The organism is Salinivibrio sp. VGrn1, assembly GCF_009377995.1.
GTDB lineage: Bacteria > Pseudomonadota > Gammaproteobacteria > Enterobacterales > Vibrionaceae > Salinivibrio > Salinivibrio siamensis.
Genome location: NZ_SATA01000009.1, coordinates 34808 through 60673, shown reverse-complemented (window position 1 = coordinate 60673; position 25866 = coordinate 34808). Strand labels below are relative to the sequence as shown.

The following is a 25866-nucleotide window of genomic DNA, read 5'->3' as shown; positions in this document are numbered from 1 at the left end:
ATTTATCCTCGCTTGTGTCGACGCCGAGGTTTGCGTTCTTTAAACGGCATCGCAAGTGGCGCGAATTCTTTCATCGCACGCCGATACACTTCACGCTTAAATGCCACTACTTGCCGCACTGGATACCAATAGCTCACCCAGCGCCAGCCATCAAACTCTGGTGTCCCCCCGCGCGAGACATTAACGCGTGACTCGTCACATTCAAGTTTGAGCAAAAACCACTTTTGCTTTTGCCCGATACACACGGGCTTGGAATCCCAGCGCACAAGGCGTTTGGGTAACTTGTAGCGTAGCCAATGTCGACTAGTCCCCAAGATGCGTACATCTTTTTTAGTCAGCCCCACTTCTTCATACAATTCCCGGTACATCGCTTGTTCAGGGCTTTCCCCCTCATCGATGCCACCTTGTGGAAACTGCCATGAATGCTGACCATATCGACGAGCCCAGAGAACTTGACCGTGGCCGTTACAAATTACTATCCCCACGTTGGGACGATAGCCATCGCCATCAATCACTGGACGACCTCAATGATAAATCTCTACTGAACCTGATTTTTTCACAAAAAGCGGTGAAGGGTAAACAAACATTGTGGATTGAGCGTTGTTTTTGCGCACTCGTCGTCATCTGAGGATAACTCAGCCCCTAACAGGAAGTTATAAACATAGCAATGAGAGTTTGCGCACATTTATTCACGCTTTCTGTGGATAGATTTGTGAAGAAGCCTAGAAAAAGTTCACTTCTCGAACGATCAAGGATCGCGTCATTGAATCAAAAGCGACCCAAAAAACAATAAATGTATTAATAATCAATTAATTAAACTCTTGCCATAACAAAAGGATCTTTTTTAAGATCGAGCGATCGTCAAATACACACAGATCGCTTAAAGATCCACCAATCAGAAAATTATCCACACCAATAGCGCAAAAAAACGGCAAATTCGCGATTTTTCACATTTTCACCCTCCTTTACGTACTGTATATTTGATCATGACAGTCAGGAATCCTATCAATCATCCTTCATCTGTGGATAACTACAAGCGTACGGATAGGATCATCAAGGGTAGGATCGACTTGCAGCCAATACAGCAGTTCTTGATAATGCACGCTCTCAACGTAACGAGCAGGATCCCAGCACAGTGATACAGCCCCCCGCATCCGAGCAGGTATTGATGGAGCGTGCACTCGCCCTCGCCGGTCTGACCCTTGGCGAAGTCAGCGAGACACTGTCGATCCCTTGTCCTGCGTCACTCACGCGGGAGAAAGGTTGGATTGGCATGTTACTCGAGGCCTGTTTAGGCGCCAACGCCGGCAGCAAACCCGAACAAGACTTTGCGCATTTAGGCATTGAGCTAAAAACAATTCCGGTCAACGGCGATGGTAAGCCGCTGGAAACCACCTTTGTGTGTGTTGCGCCGCTCACTGGGATCGCGGGGGTGCGCTGGGAAAATAGCCATGTGCGGCAAAAACTGTCACGCGTCTTGTGGATCCCCGTTGAAGGCGAACGCGATATACCGGTATCACAGCGCCGCATTGGCACGCCATTATTATGGTCCCCTAGCCAAGAGGAGGAAGCGCGACTGCGCGCCGATTGGGAGGAGTTAATGGATTGGGTAGCGCTAGGTCGCGTGACGGAAATCACAGCCCGCCAAGGTGAGTCTCTCCAACTACGACCCAAAGCCGCCAACGGCAAGGCCTTGACCGACGCTTTCGGCCCCGATGGTGAGCCGATCCGTACCTTGCCGCGCGGCTTTTATTTACGCACGCAATTCACCCACCAAATCTTGCGTCGTTACTTTGTGGATCCGAAGTAAGTATCAATCCGCATGCATGACATCCCGCGCGTTTAGGTAAAACATCAAAAACGAATTGGCATATCTTCTCGACAGCTTGGCTCGCCCCCGGTGGCAAACTCATCGTAAGGGTCCATCAAGCGTAATACGCCCTCTTCAATCCCTAGGGCTTTAAGTTTCTCCCCGACTTGCCCGACATGATCAAACTGCATCACCTCACCGGTTTGGTCCGAGCGTAAAGGCTCTAATTCATGCTTCACTTCTACTTCGACCGAGTATTTTGCGCCGCCTGCGTGTGCCATCACATAACATTGTGGACATGAGCGAGGATCCGCGCGCATCCAGGCTTTAAGCTGTGAATAGTTCATTTGACTTTCCTCTAGATTACACTTTTTCGTGTCCATCATGCCTAGCAAAAACACCGCGCTCAGACCGATACCATCGGACAATCCATTTAGTAATGGTCAAGATTTAACCAGCTGTCAAGCCGCAGCTAAACCGCTTTCGATCATTTTTAAAATTCTCTACTATGGACTGCCATAGGTCGATTGCAGACAAGGAGAAAGGATGCAATACCACCGTTTGCCCCATTCCTCGCTAGAGGTGAGTAAAGTGTGCTTAGGCACCATGACATTTGGTGAGCAAAATAGTGAAGCTGACGCCCATGCGCAGCTCGATCTTGCCTTTGAGCGGGGCGTGAATTTCATTGATACCGCTGAAATGTATCCCGTTCCCCCCAGCCAATCCACGCAAGGGTTAACCGAACAATACATCGGCAGCTGGTTAGAAAAATCCGGGAAGCGCGATCGTGTTATCCTCGCCACCAAGGTAGCCGGACCACGCAATGTACCCTATATCCGTGACAATATGTCGCTTAACCGACGCCATATTCATCAAGCCGTTGAGGATAGCCTGACACGACTAAAAACCGACTATATCGATTTGTATCAAGTGCACTGGCCACAGCGGCATAATAATTGTTTTGGTAAGCTCAATTATCCGTATCAAGATGAACACTCTGGGGTCACCATCCTCGACACGCTGGATGCGCTGCATGAGCTTGTCCAAGCAGGAAAAATTCGTTATATCGGTGTCTCAAACGAAACGCCTTGGGGCGTGATGCGCTATTTGCATCTGGCAGAGAAGCACGGCCTAACGCGTATCGTCTCTATTCAGAACCCTTATAATTTGCTTAACCGCACCTTTGAAGTCGGCCTGTCGGAAATCAGTCATCATGAAGGGGTCGAGTTGCTTGCGTACTCGCCGCTCGCGTTTGGCGCGTTGAGCGGAAAATATTTGCAAGGCGCACGCCCGAAAGGGGCCCGTTGTACACTGCACCAACGCTTCGCGCGCTACTTTACCGAGTCAGGGCAAAAGGCCACGCAAGAATACGTCGATCTTGCCCAACGCCATGGCCTCGATCCTGCAAAAATGGCACTCGCGTTTGTGAATAGTCGTCCTTTTGTCGCTTCTAACATCATCGGTGCCACGACGCTAAAACAGCTCGAGAGTAATCTCGATAGCTTGGATCTGACGCTGAGTGACGATGTGCTTGCCGGTATTGATGAGATTGCTAACCGCTATCCCAACCCCTGCCCTTAGATCGCAAACGGCAGCCAAGTTGGCTGCCGCGCAGTGTATTATTCGAGGATGGGGCGGCGTATCAACCGATACGCCGCTTCCTGGGGCCCATTATAACCACCGCCATCGTCGTCGCCATGTCACAAGATAACGTTTAGCCGCAAATTGTGTGCTAACGGGCAAAGCATCTTGTTTGTCAGGCGCAATACCAATATCACGTTGTAGGTGACGATTTAACGCCACATCTGTGTAGCGGTAACGGTGTGTGCTCGCGCGACGCTGACGAATCATATCCAAACGCACCAGCGCTTGGGCTAAGGGTAATAAAGATAGTTGAGTCATGATGGCTCTCCTTTTCGGTTACAGGAGGCCACAGGCATAAAGCGAAGTGGGACTGCAAACTGGCCGCGTTATACCTGCGACCAGTTACAGTTGGACGCAGAGTCAGATGCGTGAGCGGGTATCCTGAGCCAAGTGGTTGGCACAGTGACGCGCAGAGGCAACGATGACATCGAGTTTTTTCATCGGAAAATCAGTCATGGCATTAACCTCCTTGAGCATGTGAATCTGCGTGAATGGAGCTAATAGTATTCAATAACTTATAATTAATATCAATAAGTTATATAAATATTGTTCAAATAAAGCGCAACACTCTGTCTAGCAATAAAGACATGGGGGATTGTGCTGTTAAATCTCTCACGGTTTGATAGTCCGTAGATATTTGTACCACGGCTGGCGAGATGTATGAAAAACCTTTAAACCAGGTTGCTTTGCGAGTAATGATTTAACGTCCTAAAATGCGAAAACCCAGCTTGGCAATAGAAATACTTGAGTCCATCACCATAGGCTCCCACATATACATCCCTGAATCCTTGACACTTCAGTGCAGTCATAACAAAACGCAGAAAAATCGTGCCAACGCCTTGACCTTGATATTGAGGGGCAACTGCAAACGGTTCTAGATACACACTATTATCGGCATGATTTTGCCATCCAGTGCACGCGGCAATCACTGTGTTTGGATAAAGTGGATCGACTAAACAGAAATCTAAATCCTGGCGATAATTAGGTGCGTTTTCCGTTATTTTGTAACTTGATAATAAATCATAATGCGAGCGATCCTGAAACGCCGAAGCGACACATTCCATCCGGCTTTCATACAAGTTGGGGTCGACGAGGGTTCTAAGTCGATAATGACTGGTAGCCAAAGACTGCGTATATTGATTTAAGTCACCGACAAGCAAATACTCCTGTCCGGTATCCTTATCGAAGCCATACTCTTTAAGCAACATTATTAGCATGTTATCTTCTTGATCCGCCCAACATGTCATCTTTTTACGTCCATCTTCTAGGCAATAATTTGTCTCCATTGCCCATTCCAGCATTTGCTTCAATAAAGCAGATCGATACTCTGAAGATGTAAAGAAAAAGCTGTTGAAATCGGCAGCCTCAGAGAGAGTCACACCGACCAGCTTGCCATCATCATCTCGCCACAACGACACATGGTCTTCCCAGTCAGTAATCCCTCTTTTTTCGAACAATGGTTTGACCAAATATCGTGCATATTCAAACCTGCTCGGATGCCAACAGGCATCTACCGTTCTCTTTTTGAACAGCGAATCAAAAAATCGTTCCACTTCCTTAAAAGCATCACTATTATATTCACAAACGTTGAGTGGACTGGTCATGTTTATTTCTTTATCACCTCATATTTATAAAAATTTTCATAATCACGTAACAAAAACATAGCCCTTATAATTAAAACGTCACACTATGATTGTGAATATATAAACTACATTTATATACTTTCTGCCTTTAACCACCAATTAGGGGACTGTGGTCGATACATATAATACCCTTGTACATAGGGGATCGTTATTTCTTTCAATTTACTCACTGTCATCTCATCTTCTACCCCTTCTGCAACGATCCGTACTCCCTCTTTTCTACCATAGCCACATAGGTAGGTTAAAAAATCCATACAGGGTTGCGAGACAATGGACTCACTCACTAGCTTTTTATCTAGTTTGACCTGATAAAGAGGAAGATTAAATAAACTCGTGATTGCACTCATTCCTGCCCCAAAATCATCAATAGAAAGTTTAAATCCAAATCGATTAAGCTGTTCGAGCACTGCATTGACTTTCATCCCCCCGTCTAATGGATAAGACTCAGTGACCTCCAATACGATGCGTTCTGGGGGTAAGTGGTACATTTTGACAATATTGAGAATATCTTCGACGACATTAGGATAAGTGAGTTGTTGAACTGAGATATTAATGTTAATCATTGGTCGAGTCTCAAACAACTTATCGTAATCAGTGAGGAATTGGCAGGCTTGACTGAGCACCTCTAGACCGAGTGCATGGATATGACCCAAATGTTCAGCAATAGGGATAAACTCATCAGGAGATATTGGCCCCATGATAGGATGCGTCCACCTGGCGAGGGCTTCAAAACTAAATATTTCTCCGCTTTTTACCTCAAAGATCGGCTGTAAAGCTATATGGATACCGCATTCCTTAATTGCGTTTATGAGCGAGTCTGTGATCTCAAAATGCCGTTGTTCTCCGCTACATAACCGTTTATCAATGGTCATATCAAAACCAATCATATTTTTTAAAGACTGTTCATAACTCGCCTTTTTCACTTTTAGCCCAACTTGTCGACAACAAGGGATGCATTGAGGCTTATAGGCCTCCTTGGAAATACCACTATAAGCCTCCAGCATATTTCTCCCCTAAAAAAAAATTATAAATAGCTAGAATAATAATCTCGCTACCAGTTTTCGAAAAAATAACCCGCAACAATAGCCTAGTATGCACATGGATGAGAGCTAAAGTAGAGCTTCAACAAGGCCGCTTCCATATCAAAGCTTTTACTTCGGCACCCATGAATAAAGCCTCGCATATCCTGACGTATCGGCTTATATTTTGGGCTATCTAACATACGTTTATAGTAAACAAGCAACAAACGCTTCCGCTCTGGTAAAGGAACATACTTGTCTACGCTGTCAATATGGGAGTAAAGCCTTATTAAGCTATTCACAACAAGTTCAAAAAACAGCCGCTCTTTTGCGTCATTTATGGCGTCTGACATACAGTGATTGCTACCCATCAACACCAAAACCTCGATTTATACTCTGAATCGTTTAACCGTTTCATGCAGGCGTAAGTTCAGACGACCAATTTTCTCGGCTTCTTCTGTGACCACATCACTGCCTTTGTTAATCGAAGCAACAATACTCTTAATCCTATTCATATTTTCACTGATATCCGCAGACACCGCTGATTGCTCTTCTGCGGCTGTGGAGATTTGCGTACTGGCATCGTCGGTTTCTTTTGCGTACTCCGCCATCGTTCTCAAACTTGTCGCAACCTGCTCTTGACCGGAAGCCGTATCGACACACATTTCTTTTGTGCGATTAATCGCTGCAGACATTTGTTCGCTACTATCTAATAATGCAGAAAGCACCTTATCGATTTCCTTGGTACTGTCCATTGTCCGACTCGCTAGCGTCCTCACTTCATCCGCGACGACCGCGAAGCCTCGTCCCTGCTCACCGGCACGCGCCGCTTCTATTGCCGCATTAAGCGCTAACAAATTGGTTTGCTCAGCAATTTCTCCAATTACTTTTAATGCATCATTAATATTGTCACTGCTGGCGTTCATATCCCTCACCAGGGCAACAGAGGCTTCCATGTCTTCTAGTAGGCGCTCATTGAGCGACTGCGCTTTTCTCACGACTTCTTCTGATTGCGCACCAAGATTTGCAGCTTCTACAGTGATCTGTGAAGCTTTGACGGCGCTTTGCGCAACCGAGTGAGCGGTACTGTTCATCTCTTCGATGGCTGTTGCAACTTGCTCAGTTTCAACCGAGTGCTGACCAATACTCTCAGCGTTTTCTTCGGTGAGCGATTGTAACCGCTCGACATTATCAGCCAGTCCTAAAGAAACCTCGACAATATCAGCAACGGCACGATGGACTTTATCAATAAATGCATCAATACCTCGACCAATGTCACCCAAGTCATCATTGCGCTCAAGGTTAAGACGTTTAGTGAGATCGGCTTCACCACTGGAAAGATCCTCTGCCAACACACGAAGAGAGGTGATAGGACGGTACAGCTTATTGATCAACAGATAGAAAGCAGCAATCGCTGCCAGGATGCCCGCAAACACCATGAATATGGTAGTGGTGCGAGTTTTATAAATCGGTGCAAATATTTTTTCGTCTTCTAGAGCGACGCCTAAAAACCACGTTGTATCTGCAATCTCTAGCGGCAGCGAGAAAAACACTTTTTCAACTCCCCCGTAGGTATACTCTTGATACCTGGGTTGAGTACTATTGATGACAGCCTTGGCCACGCTGGAAAAGCCCGCCAGTGACGCAGCTTGCTCGCCATTAGAAATATTTGGACTTGAAGAGGCAAGAACCGTGGAGTGCCTATCCATAATCACCGCCACTGCACCATCCATGTCTTTGAACTTGTCAACAATCCTATTCATTTTTGATAAGTCAAAGTCAATGGAAAGCACATCATTTCCAATTTGAGTAGCCATCGACATCCATACTCTTTCGGCGCCTTTGTAAGCTTGCGTTGTCGCAACGCCATTTGTCGCTAAAGCCGCTTTATACCACTCTCTATTTCGTGCATCGCCTTTATATATATGCCCTGGCCAGTCATCACCCTGTTGATTCCAATATGCTTGGCCATTTCCAGAAGTGAACACCACACTGTCCGAGTTCGTAGAGGCAGCAATATGCTTGACTAGCGCTATTTTATTATCTGGAAAAGGGTTACTTTTGTAGTATTCTGAAAGATTTAATAAGACACTTTCTTTTTCATCAAAATAAGATGAAATGGTTACGGCATTCGCCTCTACATATTCCCTAACGGTTGTCTCTTTATCTTGTTTAAACGCTTCGTAGACATTGAGGTACGTCAAAAGACTGACCACACCCAATGATAAAGATACCAGCATCAACACTCCCATAAGGAGCGATTGTCTAAACCCTAGCTTCTTCATTCCCCTCTCCCACAAAACTGACTATTTAGCCATTAGAAGTTATACAAAAAACCAATAGAAAACAGGTAGTTATCATAAATTTCTTGTCTAGAGCCTACTATATATACGTCATCATCCGAAGACTCATAACCGAGACGAGAAATCATATGAATATTTTCGCTTAGCGGTCGCGTAACAATTCCGCCAAGCTCATATCCCCATTCGTGTCCAAAATCTTTTGGATCATCATTATCATCTATATCGAACTCATAATGCTTATAAGTGAGTCCCCCATATAACCCTGCCTGGATAAAATCATAATTACGCATTATTTTTAAACCGAGGGAATAGCCTGTTTTATCGATACCGTTTAATGGTAGATGGCTTTTATGCTCTATAGCATCATAGCTCCACCCGGCATAGACAGATGCTCCATCTAACAGTTGATAGTAATAGGTAAACTGAGCGCCATTCGCACGTCCATCTATTATTTCTCCACTGTCATAAAGAGAGTGTCTGTACTCAACTGATATTGAATTATTCGTGTTAGAGTAAGCAGAAAATGAAGTGAGCAAGGCCAGCAGTAATAATGAGTAAAAAGCGGAGGTGTTCATTATGAAAACCAAGTAAGTAGAACATACTCAGAGACTACCGCTCGGCACTATATGGGTAAATAGTACTCTGGTACGAAATGTTTAAAAACCAATATGAACATCACAACCTATTAAAAACAGCGCTTTCATTAAAAAATGGTAGTCGAGATTGAACGAAAAACGATGCCGATATCTGGGTAAGATTAACGTCATTCCGAGATGATTGAACAGGAACAGATTAACTGAGAAGTGGTCCAATTGACAAAAATAATTTTATTCCGAATATAGTCAACAACCAGAAAGTATAAAGTACCGATAGTAGTTAGCAGAAGGCCAGTTCACTACTTGCATGTAAGCCAATATTCTTTCATAAACCGTGTAAGTTAAAGAAATATTCTCTTGACTTTATAGCTATACAAGCCAAGATTAAATTTTGACTGTAATTCTATATCATGTACGAGAGCGACTACGAGTAGGACTCAGCTTTTGTAATATTCACCATACCTACGTTTTGTGTGCAGATAACAGCAATTTGGTCGGTAACAGATACATATGACGGTTTAGGATAGCCAGGTATATTTACCAATCATTCCGTTGCATCTTTCTAGAGTAAGAGAGGAGATCATGATGAATTCAGATAAAGCGCTTATCACCGAGCAACAGATAAAGTTATTGTTAAGCTATGCGGTACTTGCTCCTTCGAGTCACAATACTCAGCCATGGCGATTTGAGATAACCGATGGCACAGTTTTCATGTTTGCCGACGAGACACGCGCACTTGCAATAAGCGATCCGAACAGTAGAGAACTATATATAAGCTGCGGTTGTGCTTTGATGAATTTGCGTGCAGCGGCTGCTCACGAAGGATTTAGTATTTCTATCAATGTAGAACCTGCCTCTGGTGACGACGCGCTGCTAGCTGTGATTTCATTTAATAAACAACATTCTTCATCTTTGAAAGACGCAGAACTATTTAAGTCGATTGAGTCTCGTCGAACCTATCGCAAAAACTTTGCATCAAAAGATATTCCGAATGAGATATTAGATTCATTGCGTATGACTGCGTCGAAGGAAGATACTTGGCTCGAATTCATAACACTGGAAGAGAGTCGTCGGATAGTAGCCGAACTGATTTCAGAGGGGGACTCTATTCAGTGGTCAAACCCCAACTGGCGAAAAGAACTGGCCTCATGGATACTACCTCGTCACCAAGGGGGCGGTCTTACCATGCATCCTTTCTTAGTGCCCGTCGCTCGAGCTATTGTGCGCACTTTAGATATGGGTATGGGAATTGCGGCAAAAAATAAGCAACTAACTGCAAAATCTCCCGCCCTTGCTGTCCTTGGTACGGCTAATGACAATGTCACGGATTGGCTGAAAACTGGCCAATCGCTGGAAAAGGTTTTGCTGTCTGCACACTCAAAGGGACTACAAGCAGCTTACTTCAATCAACCTATTCAGGTTGCATCGTTACGCCCCAAACTTCAAAGTCTATTGAAAAAAACTGGGGTTCCGCAAGTTGTAATCAGCTTAGGATTTCCGAAAGATCAAATTGGCGCGTCACCACGCCGCCGCCTTGATGAGGTCATTAAATGAGAGTTAAGCCGCTCTCTGTCTAGAAACACTAAATAAGCAAGAACGCCGCTTTATTTTTAATACCGCTGATTTCCTTCGATCTCAAACAGGAGCAAGTAAATCCCGTTGCCTGTCAAACTAGCAGGATAGCCAAAAATCATATTCACCCACACTAATAAACCGATAAAATGCAACCTATATGTAACTGAAACCTTTATATAGCATATAATCTTTGTTCATTAACCGAAAAATCAAACGGAAAAGCGTTGAGTTTGATCGTTCAAGCTTTGAGCCGATCGCGCCACTTCTTGACTCGCTGCTGATAGTTCTTGCGCACTTTCAGACGTCTCTGAGGAAGTAACGCTGATATGTACGATGCGATTACTAATATCCTCACTGACCTGCCTCTGCTGCTCGGCACTTGTCGCTATTTGTGTCATCATCCCATCAATTTTCTCTACTGCATCGTTAATTACTTGAAAAGTACTTGCTGTTTGTTCAGATAAGAGATTAGCATCTTTGGCTTGTTCTACACTCTTTTGCATATTTTCAGTTGATTCCCGAGCCGCACCTTTTACAGACAGGATAACTCGCTGAATATCTGCTGTGGATTGTTTTGTTTTGTCAGCTAACTGTCTAACCTCATCAGCTACAACCGCAAAGCCTTTTCCACTACTTCCCGCTCTTGCTGCTTCGATTGCTGCATTGAGAGCCAGTAAATTAGTTTGATCAGCGATCGTATGTATAAACTCTAATACTTCATCTATGTGTTGAATTTCATTTAAAAGTCTAGTCATATGATCAGAAGTTAGCGATAATTCATTCATCAACTTACTATTTGAATCAACACTCATCTCGAGCAGCGATTTACCATCAACACTTTTCTTATAAGCTTCTTTGGCTATCAGTGAAACTGACTCAGTTTTCATCGCAACGTCAGCAATCGTATTCGACATTTCACTCGTCGACGCTACTATTACTTCAATATCTTCTTTCTGACTAATCACTGAAGATGTAGTTTGCTCAGAAGCGACTGATGATTGCTCAGCCGTCGAGGCCAACTCTTGGCTCGATGCCAGAATGCTTCCTATAAAATCTTTAAGGTTTTCCGTCATGACATACAGAGACGAATATATACTACCTGTAGAAGGTGAGTGTTGGAACTTAGAGGTAAGATCGCCTCTTGAAATCCGATAAGCCAAATCCATCATCTCTTTTGGCTCCCCACCAAGCGGCCTTATAATTAACTTAGTAACGAGGAAAGAAATGACAACTGTGACAACCAACGTTAGGGTAAAACCAACAGTTAACCAAGATACTAATTCGTCAATAGCAGTAAAGGCTTCAACAACATCAATTTCTGCTATCACTGCCCAATTCATATCATAAAAATCAAAGGGCGAATACGATGAAAGAACCGCATTACCATTGTAGTCAATTATTTCTTTCGTTCCAGTTTCTCCACTCAACGCTGCTTTAACAGCGCTTGTTTGTACACCATTTTTCTCAACGCTTCCTCCAAAAGAGGCAGAAACAGAGTGCTCTTTAGGATCTAAGAAAGAATCAGATCGCATTCTAAAGTCATCACCTACTAGATAGGTTTCACCGGTTTCTCCCATTCCTTCTCGTTGATTCATCATTGAATTAATCGAATCAAGTGACAATTGCAGTGCAACAAAGAAAACCGGCTTCCCTTTTCCACTCAAAACAGGTATAGCCATAAATGCAGCAGGTTCATTCGATGAAGGAGCGTATGGCTCGAAGTCAATGACGCCAAAATTCAGAGTTTGTGATATTTTTGCAATTAATTTACCTAAGTTTGATTCTGCGTACTTTCCATATAGCATATTGGTTTTATAATCTAACTCTTTAGCAACAGTATAAAAAACCTCACCATCTAGACTAATTAAAAAAATGTCATGGTATCCATATTCATCAAGGAAATTTTTATAATAAGAGGATTGTTCACTCCCAGATGGAACTAAAGATTCATTTAGGGGGCATTCAGTAACTAACGTCCAGCTAACCCCATGAGACACAAAAATCGATTCAGTATCGACTAAATAAGTCCCCCCCCTTCTTTTTACCATTAACGGCTCATCTGAATTCACTATCTCTGCCGAAAAAGAGGAATCTTCATCACCTATTATCTTATTGTCCTCTCTCACTAGATAGCTAACAAAACCCTGCTCTCCACCACCATTAATGGATGTGAATTCATTTATTTTTTCTAAGGGCAATTGAATTGCAACACACCCTACAACCTCTCCCCTAAAGCCTGACACTTTACGTAAAAAGAAAGCTGCGTACTCTTTTGTGGCAGGATAATAATCTAGATCACTAAACACATTTGATTTTACTTTTTTTTGCTCTTATAAATGCTTTATGCAAGGATGTATTCATCATATCTGAACTCATTAAGTCCAAGCCTAACTCATTACCTTGTAAAGCAGAGAAAGTCACTTTTCCACTGGGAGAAATTAGATAAACGTTGTGCCAGTCAAATAGATCTTTAAACTCATTTATTGATGATGAATATTTCTCACGATTATTTTTCCAAGATTCACCCTTTGAAAATTTTCCTTTTTCCACCCCATTGCTAAATGCTTTCAGAGCTTTTGACGTCTCATCCATCCTAGAAAAAAGAGTGACTTCCTTATCGACATTTTCAAGGAAAAACTCTATATCCCTTGACTTCAACCTGCTAAACCTATCTAATTTAATAGTCGCACTCTGATAAAAAACACTTAGAGTCTTAGAAAGAAGACGAGTATCAGCCTCTCTCTCAATAAAATAGTTCTCAACCTCTTTTTCCTTTATAGATCGACTTACATTGAGCTGATTATAAGCTGAGTCTTCAAGTGCCGATTTGGATATTGAAATAGAAATTAACGATATTAAAACGAGTGGCAGGACACCGATAACGACTAGTAATCCTCTGATAAAACTGCTAAATTTAAATCGACAGAGCCACTCATTGAACATACATCCACCTTGCTGCAATCATCCTATTAGTATTATAATTTTAAATACTACATTTCATTTACACTATGACTAGATCCTTACACTAATAGATTAGCTTAAGATGGCATATTCTAATATGGTACTCTGGTACGAATTGGAAGAAAAAAAACCAATTCAATTTATAAAAAAATCATAACAAGTCATAGCGTCCCTTAACACCGAGTTTTTTATATATATTGTTCGCATGAGACTTAACCGTATTGATTGATATATTTAGTGCGCTAGCAAGATCTTTGTAAGTGTAACCCAGTTTAAGAAGCTCCACGATTTCTCTTTCTTTTTTTGATAAAGCATGACAGCTTGCCCCCTCACTTTGTAAATGTCTGGCTGGTATATTTCGCTTCAAACGGACAAAAAGGATAGGAGGCTTGAAGTGACAAGGCCTATTTTTTAAGTAATTTCTAATTTGCTCTTGATAAAAGCACTTAACAAAAGACGCCTTTACCATACACGGTAACCTGACACGCTCATCGCGACATCTCGCTAACTCATACAACGAGTAGAAATCAGGGGTGTTCCAAGCTTCTGATACCTGGTTATACTCGTAAACCGAGATGAGTTTTCTCTCAAACGCAACAAAGCTCTTAAAGGAGAACCGCTCTCTTGATACCTCGATTAGCATATTGCAGTACAAAGAGTATATCTGATAAAAACAGTTATCAGCAGATGATAAATAATCACGCTTAAAGCGAGTTATATATTTATCTATGGTGTGTAAACCTTTCCCTGCCCAAATTGAAGAAATGATAATAGCTACCGTTGTCATGTACTGCATTTTATGCGTTCGGTAAGGCAATAGTGAATATAAGTCATATCGGCCTAATGCGGTCTCATAACGATCACTCATGGCAGCACTCAGTATATTGAGAAAATAGCCATAATATAGGCTAATCCAACGCTTTTTTCTTTGGCATAAAGGAAGGAGACTTTTAAGCAGATATTGGCAATCGTCAAATCGGCCTAAAAGAAATAATTCTTGGGCAGTTGATGTGAGTAAGTCAACTGCTTCTTCGTCATCAATGTCAATTTTATCAAGCTGATACTTCTCAAAAAACAAATCAGCACTGAGTGTTTCACCGTACTCTAGCCGACGCACGATATGATACAAGACTATTTCACCATAGCTACTGGAGTCTGGGTTATGATTACCGAAAAAAACGTTATAACATAGCTTAGCTTGTTCAAACTTCCCAAACACAAGATATATTTTAATCGCTTTGACGAGCACTCTCTTTTCTAAATTGAAACCTTGCCGCATCAGCCTGCTCACTAAGAACAGTGGCGTTTCAATTAAGTTAAGATCAATCATCACCTGTAAGATCACACTCACGTAATGATTCACATTACTCTCATGCTTCAGTAAGGTTTCATATAATCGATTTACTCCTTCTTTAGGTAACACACTTAAAAACCTGAAGACTCTATCATCATTATCGATGATCGATAGAATTGTTTGCCAGTCAAGATCCGATAGTTCTCTCCCTAAATAACAGTACTCATGTCCATTTTCTCTAATGATATCCTTTTCATTAGATAATTTTTCTTTGACAACATCCCTATAAGGGAAAGCGCAACGATCTAAAACGTCGTAAGTAATAACCCTACTCAACTTAAAGGCTAGTAACAGCTCTTCTTCAATTTCAGACATTACATACTCTCAATGATTATTCGATGGTCACACTGAGTATCGCCTTAAATTGGGCAACAACTTACTCAGACTCACACGACTTTTCGTAGCCAACGAACATTACCATTAGTAACACTTTAATCAATAGTACCTAAGTACTATTAACTTCTGGCTTATATTAACCTCAATGCATAAGAGCGGTACCCAGTACCGCTCTTCATTCCTTGTCTTGAGGCGCAAAACCTACGCTCGTGTCAATTGCGTCATTTCTTCGCGAACCTGCGGTACGGTTAAGCCGACAATAATTTGAAAACTATCACCATTACGCACCATGTTTACTGCACCATGCTCCTGGAAATATTGCGTTTCCGCTACTTTTTCAGGCTCATGTACCTTGATACGTAACCGCGTGGCACAATTGGTGAGCAGGGCTATGTTATCTTTACCACCTAACCCTTCAATAAACGCGCTCGCTTGTCCGCCGTCAATCACACCGCTCGATGAATCACCCTGTTGCGCGCCCTTATAGTCGGCTTTGGTATAAAGCTTCGCCTCTGCGCTGCCTCGACCAGGGGTGGGAATATCAAACTTCAAAATCAACGCGCGGAATACCACAAAGTAGATGGCGGTAAAACTCAGACCGATAAGCACTTGTGCTATATATGTGGTGCCATGCAAGCTGCCTAGTGGTAGCCAATTTTGAAAAATAAAGTCGATAAGTCCGGTTTGAAAGTTACCTGAGACACCAAACCAATAGGCAATGGTTGCCATGGTAGCTGCCAGTACCGCGTGGAGTGCAAACAATGCCGGCGCGATGAACAGGAAGGTAAACTCAATCGGCTCAGTGATCCCAGTAAGAATGGCCGTCAATGCCGCACCGAGTACTAAACCGAGCACCATCTTCTTGTTTTCTGGTTTTGCAGTTGCGTAAAGGGCCATGGCAATCCCCGTACAGCCAAAGACTTTACCCATCCCAGTCAACATCAAGCCACCTTGTGGGAATTGCTCAGTTAAAGGCGCAGGGTTGCTGGCAAAGTTTTGGATATTTTGAATCCAATGCGCCACCGTGCCGCCATCCACCGCTACAGGTCCATAGAATACGGGACCGTAGACAAAGTGATGCAGCCCCGTTGGGATCATAATTCGCTCAAGGAAAGTGAACATCCATACCCCGAACGATCCAGCACCGACTAAAAAGGTTTGTAGATTATTAATGCCGTGCTGAATACTTGGCCAAGTAAAACAGGTGATAATCGCCATGAGTACCATGATGGGGAAACTCACAATAACCACCAAAGGTGTGCCACCAAATACCGCCGCCCAGTTTGGCAGTTTTTTGTCGAAGAAGCGGTTGTGAACCCAAACGGAGAGGCTAGCAATTACGATGGCGCCCAATAGGTTAGTATCCAAAGTAAGTATACCGCCCACATCAGTAAGCCCACGCTCACCCTCCACATAGTTCACCCCAAGCTCAGGTCCCCAGAACTGTAAAATGCCACCAATCACATAATTAAAGGTGATGTATGACACCAGTGTGGCAAGCACTGCGCGCCCAGATGCAGATTTTGCTAGTGCTATCGGTAACCCTACCGCAAACACCAAGGCCATATTTTTAAACACCGCCAACGAGGCTTGGAGAAGGATCGTTGACACTTTTACCCATGCACTGCCTTCCACTGCCCAAGGAAATAGATCTTGGTTGAGCAGCATCACCGATAAGCCTAATAACATACCGGCTGCAGGAAAGAGGAGCACAGGGACAAACATTGCTGCGCCAAAGCGCTGGATCATATCTTTCATGATGATCGCTCCCAGATGTTGGCCCCAGATGGTCTCTGGGGCATCGTATTATTAATGAAATTGAGGTAGATAGTCGCCGTTCACACGTAAGAGCTCATCGACGATTTGCTGCGCTTTTGGCACATCCACAACGGTGCGATTAAGCGTGAGCGCGTTGACCAGTGTTTGTCGATCCCCGCTAAACCATGCATCCACGACCAGCTTTTCGTAGCCGAGTTGGCCTTCGATCAGTGCTTTTTGGAATGTAGGGATGGTTCCGACCGCAAAGCGTTTCGGGCCGTCATTGGTTAACGCGGCCGGAACTTCAACCATGGCATCATTCTGAATATTTGGGATCGCGCCATCATTCGGTACGATAACCAGATAGGTCTCACCACGGTTATAGGCCAAGGAGGCCGCTACACGCACCATATAGCGTCCATGGATATCTGCATGAAGATGCTCATTCGCGGTAGTGCCCGCGGCAATGATGCGCTCATTCAGGCTAAACACTCGCTTTTCTCGACCATTGATCACTTGGCGCGCACGCGTATTAGCAATATCTTCTTTTTCCACCATTTTTTCTGGATATAAGTAGTATTGCAGGTAAGTATTGGGTAAATACTGCGGATTGTCTTTTAGCATGGTTTGCATGTTCTTGAACGTTGCTTGCCATGAAGGGTCATCAGCAATTTCTGGATCAACGGCACTGATCCCCTCTTCCAAAATGATGCGTTTAATCTCATCGGTCAGGTCGACACCTTCTCGGTTTCGTACCTTGGTAAACCATCCAAAGTGATTCAGCCCAAAGTATTCCGGCACCAAGTCCCAGATTTCGCAGCCGAGTAATTGCGCATAACTCACCATAATGGCAGCGGGCATGTCGCAGATGTTTAGAATGCGGTTGTCATGAGGAAACTCTCGCTGTAAGGCTTCAGCGACAATGGCTGCAGGATTGGTATAGTTTAAAATCCAAGCATCCGGAGCAAAGTGACGGATGTCATTCACGAGAGTGATCATGTCACCAATCGAGCGTAGTCCATACGCCATGCCGCCCGCGCCGCACGTTTCTTGTCCCACACAACCGTAAAACAATGGGATCTGCTCATCACGCTCACGCATCGGTAACCCACCCGTGCGGATCTGAATAAAGAAGAAATCGGCATCTGAAAATGCGGTTTCTTTATCCGTGGTATAAACGAACTCCTCGACCTCAGGATAGGCCTCGCGCAGTAAGATTTCTGTTGCTTTGGCGTTTGAAGCTTGTCTTTGTTCATCAATGTCGTAGAAGGTGATTTTGCTTAGCGGAAATGCTTCTTTTTCAGCAATCAAGCTATTGATCATCCCCAATGTATAGGTGCTTCCACCCCCGACGATAGTGAGCTTTTGTGGTTTCATCATCGTGTCTCCTCTTAATATGTATCTTTAATGTATTACATAAGTAATACTTTAAGAATACACAAAAGAGCATTTATTGATCTAAAGCACAATGAAAATCTATTTATGTACTTCAAATGTATTATCGATCACAGTTTGTTATGATGGGGAATGCAGCCAAAAGGAGCCGACATGTTGAAACCTCGCTACATGCAAATAGCCGATTTACTCACTGAGCAGATTAAAGATGGCACCCTGACACCAGGCGCGATGATGCCGACTGAGGCCACGCTACAGGCTACCTATGACGTCAGCCGCGTCACGATACGTAAGGCGATGAAGGTGTTGGTTGATAATGATCTCCTCTACCGTGTCCGAGGTAGCGGCAGTTATGTAAAAGCACCTAAAGCACAGCACAACGCCTTTCAACTGATGGGCTTTATCGAAGAAGTCTCAGCGCAAGGCAAAACACCCAGCTCAAAAGTGATCGCATTTGAAACGTCACCTTGCAGCCACACCATTGCCAGCAAGTTAAACGTGGAGGAAGGGACGTTGATTTATGAAATACAACGTCTTCGTTTGATTGATGGCGAGCCAGAAATCCTTGAGTGCACGTACCTGCCAGTGGCCATGTTTACCGATCTCAGTATCGAAGTGATGCAAACATCAAAGTACGACTATATCGAGCGACATAAGGGGATGCAGATCGCGAAAAGTCGCCAATGTGTCTGGCCAGATAGCACGTCAACCTCACTCGCCGCCCTCCTCAACACCCGTGAAAATTCACCCATATTGCGGGTCGAATCAGTCAGCGAGCTTGTCGACGGGACACCGTTTGAATATACAGTGAACTACTTTCGCTTATACCAGTACAGCTTTGAATTCATCGCTCACCGCCAAACACCACCATGATCCATTTCCTAGAGACGTCTCGGTTGCGTTGTTGAGTATGAGGTGTAGTCTGACCGGGTTACCTTACTTCGACGGAATATCTGATGAGAACAAAAGCAGATAGATGGCGCCATGCTATCGGTTTTGAATTAACGGGCTTGATCTTAGTGGTGTTAGGGCTCAATTGGATCCTTGGCGCAGGCATCGGTCATCTTGGGATCATGGGGGCGATTTTTTCTGTGCTTGCCACCCTTTGGAATTATGTCTACAACATTGGCTTTGATAAAGCGATGCTGGCTTGGCGGGGCTCAGTGCTCAAAACCTTACCGCTGCGTCTGCTGCATGCGGTGATCTTTGAAGCCGGTCTGCTGGTCGCAACCATCCCCTTTATCATGTGGTGGCTGTCGATGAGCTTTTGGCAAGCACTCAGTATGGATATTGGGCTCGTGGTATTTTATCTGGTATATGCGTTTGTTTATAACTGGCTGTACGACTATCTGTTTCCGATCCCAAATACGCAATCCCAGCAGGGCTGAGTCTGCCAGCCCTGAGCGTCACTCGTACAAAGATTTACTGACGGAAGGTACGCGGCGAGGGGATCAAGTTGTGTTTGTTCAATAGCCGATACATGGTCGCACGTGACACACCGAGCTCTTTGGCCGCGGCCGATACTTGTCCCTTATTTTCTTCAAGGACGGCGATCAGCGCGTCTCGTTCAGACTCTTCACGGATTTTACGTAAGCTTTGTTTATAATCCCCCTGACGGGGCAGATCTAAGTGCTCCGCTTCAATCACCAGATGATCGGCCAACAATACTGCCCGTTTCACCTGATTAATGAGCTCGCGCACATTACCTGGCCACGAGTAACTGCTTAACACACGCTTGGCCTCATCGGAAAAGGTCCTCGCCTGTGTGTTGTATTGACGTGCAAACTTAAGCAAAAAATATTCTGCCAAATCAGGCACATCTGGCTGACGGTCTTTTAATGAAGGCATATTAATGCGCAGTACGTTTAACCGGTAATACAGATCCTCACGAAAAAGCCCCTCAGCCACGCGTTTTTCCAAATCCATGTGGGTCGAGGCAATCACACGCACATCCAGGTCATGCTCATATTTATCATGACTGATATCCAAGGTGCCCTCTTGCAATAAGTGCAATAAGTGCCCTTGTAGATGCAGCGGCAGATCACCAATTTCATCAAAAAAGAGAGTACCTTTATGGCATTGACGAATTTTGCCATGCGAGTGCTCGTCTCCCAATAACGCCTGCTGCATTTGTTCATCCGCAAGCGCTGAGCATTTAATCGACTCAAATCGCGCCTTCGCACGGGTTGATGCATGATGAACCGCTTGCGCTACCAACTCCTTACCTGTGCCGCTCTCACCGGCTATCAATACAGACACGTCGGTTGGCGCAACACGCCTGACCTGGTCACGCAACTTTTTCATCGCGGGGCTGGCGCCTTCCAAACCCATATCGCTATGATCGCCAAGTTGCGGCCATACTTGTCGCTCAAGGCGCAACATGCCCAATTGGTGACCAATGGTACTCATCAATTGCGAGTTCGGGACAGGCGAGGTGAAGTAATCAATACAAAAGCTGACAATAAACTGACAGATCGCTTCGTTATTAAGTTGGTTTTCTCTTACTAAGGCTAACCAGCGCACCTGTTTGTTGCGATTAACCAGTGACGCCACCCCATTGAGGCTGAAGTCATCATGACTTAAATCGACAATACCTATACAGGGGCCGATATCTTGTAGCAATGACTGCGCGGCTCGCAAATCATAACAGCGATGACAATGCCAACCAGCTTGCTCAAGGGTCGCTAACCAAGGCTCATATGTCCCGCCAACAACGACGAGTGAGCTCAAGGTTTTGTCATTCCCCGAATCGAATCCCATAACACCTGCCTTACATCCAGTCTGTCTTTTTTGCCAGCGAATCAAGCCCCTATTATAAAGAAGGGCAAGTTCTAATCTGTCTCAATAAAGAGACATACGATGGGTTGTAATACGGATAATTGTAGCCAAATATCTGAAAAAGCCAGATAAAATATCGCAGGTTTATGAAAAGACAATGACGCAAGGCGCAAAAAAAGCGGCTCAATGAGCCGCTTGTTCTGTGGTCTGTCCAGTGTTAACTGCCTTGCTGTGGGCGCATGGCTGGGAACAAAATCACATCGCGAATCGTATGCGTGTTGGTGAATAACATCACCAATCGGTCAATACCAATTCCTTGTCCCGCCGTCGGTGGCAAACCATGCTCGAGTGCGTTGATATAATCCGCATCGTAGTACATAGCCTCATCATCACCGGCATCTTTGGCATCGACCTGAGCTTTGAAACGTTCATCTTGGTCTTCTGCGTCGTTAAGCTCCGAGAAGCCATTTGCCACTTCACGCCCACCGACGAAGAATTCAAAACGGTCGGTCACAAACGGGTTATCATCATTGCGACGCGCCAGCGGTGAAATATCGGCCGGATATTCGGTGATAAAGGTTGGCTGAATCAACTGTGGTTCAGCCGTCTCACCAAAGATCTCTTCCAGCAACTGCCCAGTCGTCCAGAATGACTCAACACTGATCTTGAGTGATTTCGCTATCGAGGCAAGGTGGTCACGATCTTGTACCGTCTCATACGTCAGCGCCTGAATATCAGCATGATCAGGGTTATATTGCTTGATAGCATCGAGCATGGTCATTCGCGGATAAGGCCCCGCGAAATTAATTTCATGCTCACCATAAGGCAACACAGACTGCCCCATCACGTCCAGCGCGACGCGAGAGAGCATGTCTTCCGTAAGATCCATCAGATCATTGTAATCGGCATACGCCATATAGAATTCCATCATCGTGAATTCTGGATTATGACGCGGTGAGAGCCCTTCATTACGGAAGTTACGGTTCACTTCAAACACACGCTCAAAGCCGCCGACAACCAAACGCTTTAAGTAAAGCTCTGGCGCCACACGTAAGTACATGTCGATATCAAGCGCATTATGGTGGGTGGTAAACGGACGCGCGGTCGCACCGCCTGGGATGACGTGCATCATCGGCGTTTCCACTTCCATAAAGTGTTTTTCCACCATGTAATTACGGATGGCGGTGACCACATTAGAGCGTACCTGGAAGGCGTGACGCGACTCTTCGTTGACAATCAGATCGACATAACGCTGACGATAGCGCAGCTCTTGGTCGGCCAGCCCATGAAATTTTTCCGGTAGCGGACGTAGGGCTTTCGTCAGCAGCTGGTAGCGCTCCATGTTGACATACAGATCGCCTTTTCCAGATTTATGTAGCGCACCGTGCACACCAATGATGTCACCGATATCTAAACCTTGGTACTCGGCTTTCAACGCCTTTTGCACGTCTTTTGACGCATAGGCTTGAATACGGCCCGAAACATCTTGCACCACCATAAATGGGCCACGTTTAGCCATGATGCGGCCCGCGATGGTCACTTTATGGTCAAGTGTTTCAAGTTCCGCTTTTTCTTTCTCGCCAAATTCAGCTTGCAAGTCAGCCGCTAGATGCTCACGACGGAAATCATTAGGATGGCCGTTTGCCTTGCAGTTTTCACGAATGTGAGTGAGCTTGGCGCGACGCTCGGCAATCAGCTTATTTTCATCTGGTAACTGGTCAGTCATAGAAAACCCTTTACATTAATTCGTCATTACAGGCCAGATTTGAGGCTGGCTTCAATAAATTTGTCCAAGTCGCCGTCGAGAACGGCCTGCGTGTTGCGGTTTTCAATACCGGTACGCAAGTCTTTGATGCGCGAATCATCTAATACGTAGGAGCGGATCTGACTGCCCCAACCGATATCTGATTTGGCGTCTTCGTTGGCTTGTTTTTCCGCGTTTTGCTTTTGTAGTTCAAGCTCAAACAACTTCGCACGCAGCTGTTTCATCGCTTGATCTTTGTTTTTATGCTGTGAGCGATCGTTTTGGCACTGCACCACGGTGTTGGTCGGCACGTGGGTGATCCGAACCGCTGACTCGGTGGTGTTAACGTGCTGCCCACCCGCGCCAGAGGCACGGTACACATCAATCCGCAAATCTGATGGATTAATATCGATATCAATGTTGTCATCGATTTCCGGATACACAAACGCCGAGGCAAACGAGGTATGGCGACGGCCCCCCGAGTCGAAAGGCGATTTACGCACAAGACGATGAACGCCCGTTTCAGTACGTAACCAGCCGTAGGCGTATTCACCGGTGATGCGTACTGTGGCAGACTTTAATCCAGCCACATCCCCTTCAGAGACTTCAATCACATCGGCTTTAAAGCCTTTCGCATCCGCCCAGCGCAAGTACATGCGGAGCATCATGTTGGTCCAATCTTGCGCTTCGGTACCGCCTGACCCAGCTTGCAGGTCAATATAGCAATCAGACGCATCGTGCTCACCAGAAAACATGCGGCGGAATTCTAGCTTGGTTAGCTTGGCTTCAAGCTCCACCAGCTCCGGTTCCACTTCGTCGAAGGTTTCTTGATCGTCTTCTTCGACCGCAAGCATCAACAATTCGTTGACGTCTTCGCCGCCTTGAGTCAGTTGATCAATGGTTTCCACCACCGCTTCTAGTGAGGCGCGCTCTTTCCCTAGCGCTTGCGCACGTTGCGGCTCATTCCACACGTCCGGTTGTTCTAACTCGGCATTAACTTCTTCTAGACGCTCTTTCTTGGCATCATAGTCAAAGATACCCCCGAAGGACATCGGTACGTTCGGCGATATCGGCGAGGCGATTTTTGATTGGATTAATCTCAAACATGGTCAAGCATCTTCATTGTTAGCGGAAATTTAACCGCCGAATTTTAGCGAATTGTCGCGCCAATAAACAGGGCGTGATGGAAAAAGCCGCACATTTAAGCGGCTTCAAGGTGAGAGATGATCAACTGAGCGCTACGGTTTCCGCGAAACTCATTTATATCGAGGCGGTAAACGAGCCGTAGCGTCTTGGTGCTGGGATCCGGCCAGCGACGCAAATCAACATTAAAGGCAATGGCGTCAATCATGGTGCCACCGCCCTCGGGCTCGACCATCAATTTTAAGTGTTTTCCGCCCACCAGTTTTTGCTGCAGCACCTTAAAAATGCCATCGAACTGCGGCTCTGGGAAGCCTTGCCCCCAAGGGCCGCCTGCTTGAATGATTTCTGCTGTCTCTAACCCCAGTTCGTGACTTTGTAAGGGACCATCACTTAACAAGACACCTTTTAAGTCGTCCTCACTGATCTGCTCACGTACTTGGCTATCAAACTGCTTGGCGAACGTATCAAACTGTGCTTCGTCGATGGTCAATCCGGCCGCCATGGCATGGCCGCCAAACTTTTTAATTAATCCAGGGTTTAAGGTATCAATCCGATCCAATGTATCGCGCATATGCAAACCAGGAATCGAACGCGCTGAGCCTTTTATCAGTCCATCACCACCATCGGCAAACGCAATCACAGGGCGGTGAAATTGATCTTTTAAGCGCGAGGCGAGGATCCCTATCACTCCCTGGTGCCAATCTCGCTGAAAAAGTGCCAGCCCCACCGGCAACTCACGCTCAGACTGCTCGGCAATCAAGCGCTCACACCAAGCCACGGCTTCTTGCTTCATTCCTTGCTCAATGTCTTTGCGGGTTTGATTGAGCGCATCCAACTCAGACGCCATGCGTCTGGCAGCATGAATGTTGTCGCATAGCAACAACTCAACCCCAAATGCCATGTCATCCAAACGCCCCGCGGCATTGATCCTCGGCCCCAATGCAAACCCGAAATCACTAGCGACAAGCGTGGCCATGTTGCGATTGGCAACCTCGATCAACGCTTGGATCCCTGGGCGGCAACGTCCGGCGCGGATCCGCTGTAAGCCCTGGTGAACCAGGATACGGTTGTTACTGTCCAAGGCCACCACATCGGCGACCGTGCCCAGCGCCACCAAATCCAGCAAGTCGGCTAAGTTAGGGACGGTCAGTCCCTGCTGCTCAAACCACCCTTGGTGACGTAAATGCGCGCGCAGCGCCAGCATCAAATAAAAAGCAACCCCGACACCGGCAAGTGCCTTCGACGGAAAACCACAGTCATCAAGGTTAGGATTCACCATGGCATCGGCATTGGGCAATGTTTCTCCTGGGAGGTGGTGGTCAGTCACCACCACTTGCATGCCTAACGCTTTGGCGCGCGCCACACCCGTCAGCGATGACACCCCGTTGTCCACGGTCATGATAAGCTCTGCTCCCCGCTCAGCGGCTTGATCGACCACCTCTGGGCTTAAGCCGTACCCATCGTCAAAGCGGTTTGGCACCAAGTAATCGACGCGGGTGGCGCCCATCATGCGTAAGGCTTTGACGGAGAGTGCTGACGATGTCGCGCCATCGGCGTCGAAGTCACCCACAATCAAGATCGATTGATGAGCCTTTAGCGCCTCAGCCAGCAAGCTCACTGCGGTGTCGATCCCCGTTAACGCTTGATATTGATGCAATCCAGCCACACTTCGATTGAGCTCGCTGTCTGCTTGTAAGCCGCGGTTGGCGTATAAACGCTGCAGTAACGGCGGAATCGCATCGCTGAATGCCGGCGTAACCGACGGCGTACGTCTTTTTATTTCTATCATGAAGTTGTCACCAGTTCT

The 25866-nt window shown here is 45.5% G+C and carries 21 protein-coding genes; 5 read left to right on the top strand and 16 right to left on the bottom strand.

Features of this window, described 5'->3' with window-relative positions; genetic code table 11:
* Nucleotides 1-2 precede the first annotated feature (2 nt).
* Complete coding sequence (rppH, locus tag EHW56_RS12905; RefSeq protein ID WP_046075090.1) at nucleotides 3-515, bottom strand: RNA pyrophosphohydrolase; 513 nt, start codon at nucleotides 513-515, stop codon at nucleotides 3-5.
* A gap of 623 nt (nucleotides 516-1138) precedes the next feature.
* Here rppH and mutH point away from each other — a divergent pair.
* Nucleotides 1139-1810, top strand: a complete 672-nt coding sequence (gene mutH, locus EHW56_RS12900) for a DNA mismatch repair endonuclease MutH (protein WP_198531454.1) — start codon at nucleotides 1139-1141, stop codon at nucleotides 1808-1810.
* A 44-nt stretch (nucleotides 1811-1854) separates the two neighbouring features.
* Here mutH and EHW56_RS12895 read toward each other — a convergent pair whose 3' ends face one another.
* Nucleotides 1855-2157, bottom strand: a complete 303-nt coding sequence (locus EHW56_RS12895) for a DUF6482 family protein (protein ID WP_046075088.1) — start codon at nucleotides 2155-2157, stop codon at nucleotides 1855-1857.
* A gap of 199 nt (nucleotides 2158-2356) precedes the next feature.
* Here EHW56_RS12895 and EHW56_RS12890 point away from each other — a divergent pair, with 199 nt between their 5' ends.
* Nucleotides 2357-3391: an NADP(H)-dependent aldo-keto reductase gene (locus EHW56_RS12890; protein ID WP_152799912.1), complete on the top strand. Its 1035-nt coding sequence runs from the start codon at nucleotides 2357-2359 to the stop codon at nucleotides 3389-3391.
* A gap of 90 nt (nucleotides 3392-3481) precedes the next feature.
* Here the strand turns inward: EHW56_RS12890 and EHW56_RS12885 are convergent, their stop codons facing one another.
* From EHW56_RS12885 to EHW56_RS12865, 5 genes are all read right to left on the bottom strand, one after another.
* Entirely contained in the window at nucleotides 3482-3712 is a 231-nt protein-coding gene (locus EHW56_RS12885; protein WP_077578297.1) for a hypothetical protein, read from the bottom strand.
* Nucleotides 3713-4125: 413 nt separating this feature from the next.
* Nucleotides 4126-5058: a GNAT family N-acetyltransferase gene (locus tag EHW56_RS12880; RefSeq protein ID WP_152799914.1), complete on the bottom strand. Its 933-nt coding sequence runs from the start codon at nucleotides 5056-5058 to the stop codon at nucleotides 4126-4128.
* Nucleotides 5059-5168: 110 nt separating this feature from the next.
* Entirely contained in the window at nucleotides 5169-6101 is a 933-nt protein-coding gene (locus EHW56_RS12875; protein WP_152799916.1) for an EAL domain-containing protein, read from the bottom strand.
* A gap of 404 nt (nucleotides 6102-6505) precedes the next feature.
* Nucleotides 6506-8401 (bottom strand): methyl-accepting chemotaxis protein, encoded by a 1896-nt coding sequence (locus EHW56_RS12870; RefSeq protein WP_152799918.1) that lies wholly within the window; start codon nucleotides 8399-8401, stop codon nucleotides 6506-6508.
* Between the two features lie 32 nt (nucleotides 8402-8433).
* Nucleotides 8434-8994 carry an outer membrane beta-barrel protein gene (locus EHW56_RS12865; RefSeq protein WP_152799920.1) on the bottom strand — a complete coding sequence of 187 codons (561 nt, stop codon included), beginning with the start codon at nucleotides 8992-8994 and terminating at the stop codon, nucleotides 8434-8436.
* Nucleotides 8995-9597: 603 nt separating this feature from the next.
* Between EHW56_RS12865 and EHW56_RS12860 the strand changes: the two genes are divergently transcribed.
* Nucleotides 9598-10569, top strand: coding sequence for a nitroreductase (locus EHW56_RS12860; RefSeq protein ID WP_152799922.1), 972 nt, complete (start codon nucleotides 9598-9600; stop codon nucleotides 10567-10569).
* Between the two features lie 230 nt (nucleotides 10570-10799).
* Here EHW56_RS12860 and EHW56_RS12855 read toward each other — a convergent pair whose 3' ends face one another.
* From EHW56_RS12855 to EHW56_RS12835, 5 genes are all read right to left on the bottom strand, one after another.
* The gene (locus EHW56_RS12855) at nucleotides 10800-12896 is read right to left on the bottom strand and encodes a methyl-accepting chemotaxis protein (protein ID WP_152799924.1); all 2097 of its coding nucleotides are present in this window, start codon (nucleotides 12894-12896) and stop codon (nucleotides 10800-10802) included.
* Nucleotides 12889-13533 carry a hypothetical protein gene (locus EHW56_RS12850; RefSeq protein ID WP_152799926.1) on the bottom strand — a complete coding sequence of 215 codons (645 nt, stop codon included), beginning with the start codon at nucleotides 13531-13533 and terminating at the stop codon, nucleotides 12889-12891. Before EHW56_RS12850 ends, EHW56_RS12855 begins: the two co-directional genes overlap by 8 nt.
* Nucleotides 13534-13702: 169 nt before the next feature.
* Complete coding sequence (locus EHW56_RS12845) at nucleotides 13703-15220, bottom strand: helix-turn-helix transcriptional regulator (RefSeq protein ID WP_152799928.1); 1518 nt, start codon at nucleotides 15218-15220, stop codon at nucleotides 13703-13705.
* Nucleotides 15221-15442: 222 nt separating this feature from the next.
* A complete protein-coding gene (locus EHW56_RS12840) occupies nucleotides 15443-16999 on the bottom strand; it encodes an alpha-glucoside-specific PTS transporter subunit IIBC (RefSeq protein WP_152799930.1) in 1557 nt (518 codons plus the stop codon).
* 51 nt (nucleotides 17000-17050) lie between these two features.
* Entirely contained in the window at nucleotides 17051-18379 is a 1329-nt protein-coding gene (locus EHW56_RS12835; protein WP_227486550.1) for a 6-phospho-alpha-glucosidase, read from the bottom strand.
* Nucleotides 18380-18547: 168 nt separating this feature from the next.
* Between EHW56_RS12835 and EHW56_RS12830 the strand changes: the two genes are divergently transcribed.
* On the top strand, nucleotides 18548-19267 hold the full coding sequence (locus tag EHW56_RS12830; protein ID WP_046075084.1) for a GntR family transcriptional regulator: 720 nt from the start codon (nucleotides 18548-18550) through the stop codon (nucleotides 19265-19267).
* A gap of 83 nt (nucleotides 19268-19350) precedes the next feature.
* Nucleotides 19351-19782, top strand: coding sequence for a PACE efflux transporter (locus EHW56_RS12825; RefSeq protein ID WP_077639111.1), 432 nt, complete (start codon nucleotides 19351-19353; stop codon nucleotides 19780-19782).
* Nucleotides 19783-19816: 34 nt separating this feature from the next.
* Here EHW56_RS12825 and EHW56_RS12820 read toward each other — a convergent pair whose 3' ends face one another.
* The 4 genes from EHW56_RS12820 to recJ form a co-directional block, all read right to left on the bottom strand.
* On the bottom strand, nucleotides 19817-21154 hold the full coding sequence (locus tag EHW56_RS12820; RefSeq protein ID WP_046075082.1) for a sigma-54 dependent transcriptional regulator: 1338 nt from the start codon (nucleotides 21152-21154) through the stop codon (nucleotides 19817-19819).
* A gap of 235 nt (nucleotides 21155-21389) precedes the next feature.
* Nucleotides 21390-22898 (bottom strand): lysine--tRNA ligase, encoded by a 1509-nt coding sequence (gene lysS, locus EHW56_RS12815; RefSeq protein WP_046075081.1) that lies wholly within the window; start codon nucleotides 22896-22898, stop codon nucleotides 21390-21392.
* Between the two features lie 26 nt (nucleotides 22899-22924).
* Nucleotides 22925-24023 (bottom strand): peptide chain release factor 2 gene (prfB, locus tag EHW56_RS12810; RefSeq protein WP_101494515.1). Its coding sequence is split into 2 segments (ribosomal slippage): nucleotides 22925-23947 and nucleotides 23949-24023, totalling 1098 coding nucleotides; the frame shifts between segments, so codons are not numbered across the junction.
* Nucleotides 24024-24117: 94 nt separating this feature from the next.
* Nucleotides 24118-25848, bottom strand: coding sequence for a single-stranded-DNA-specific exonuclease RecJ (recJ, locus tag EHW56_RS12805; RefSeq protein ID WP_152799932.1), 1731 nt, complete (start codon nucleotides 25846-25848; stop codon nucleotides 24118-24120).
* Between the last annotated feature and the right edge of the window lie 18 nt (nucleotides 25849-25866).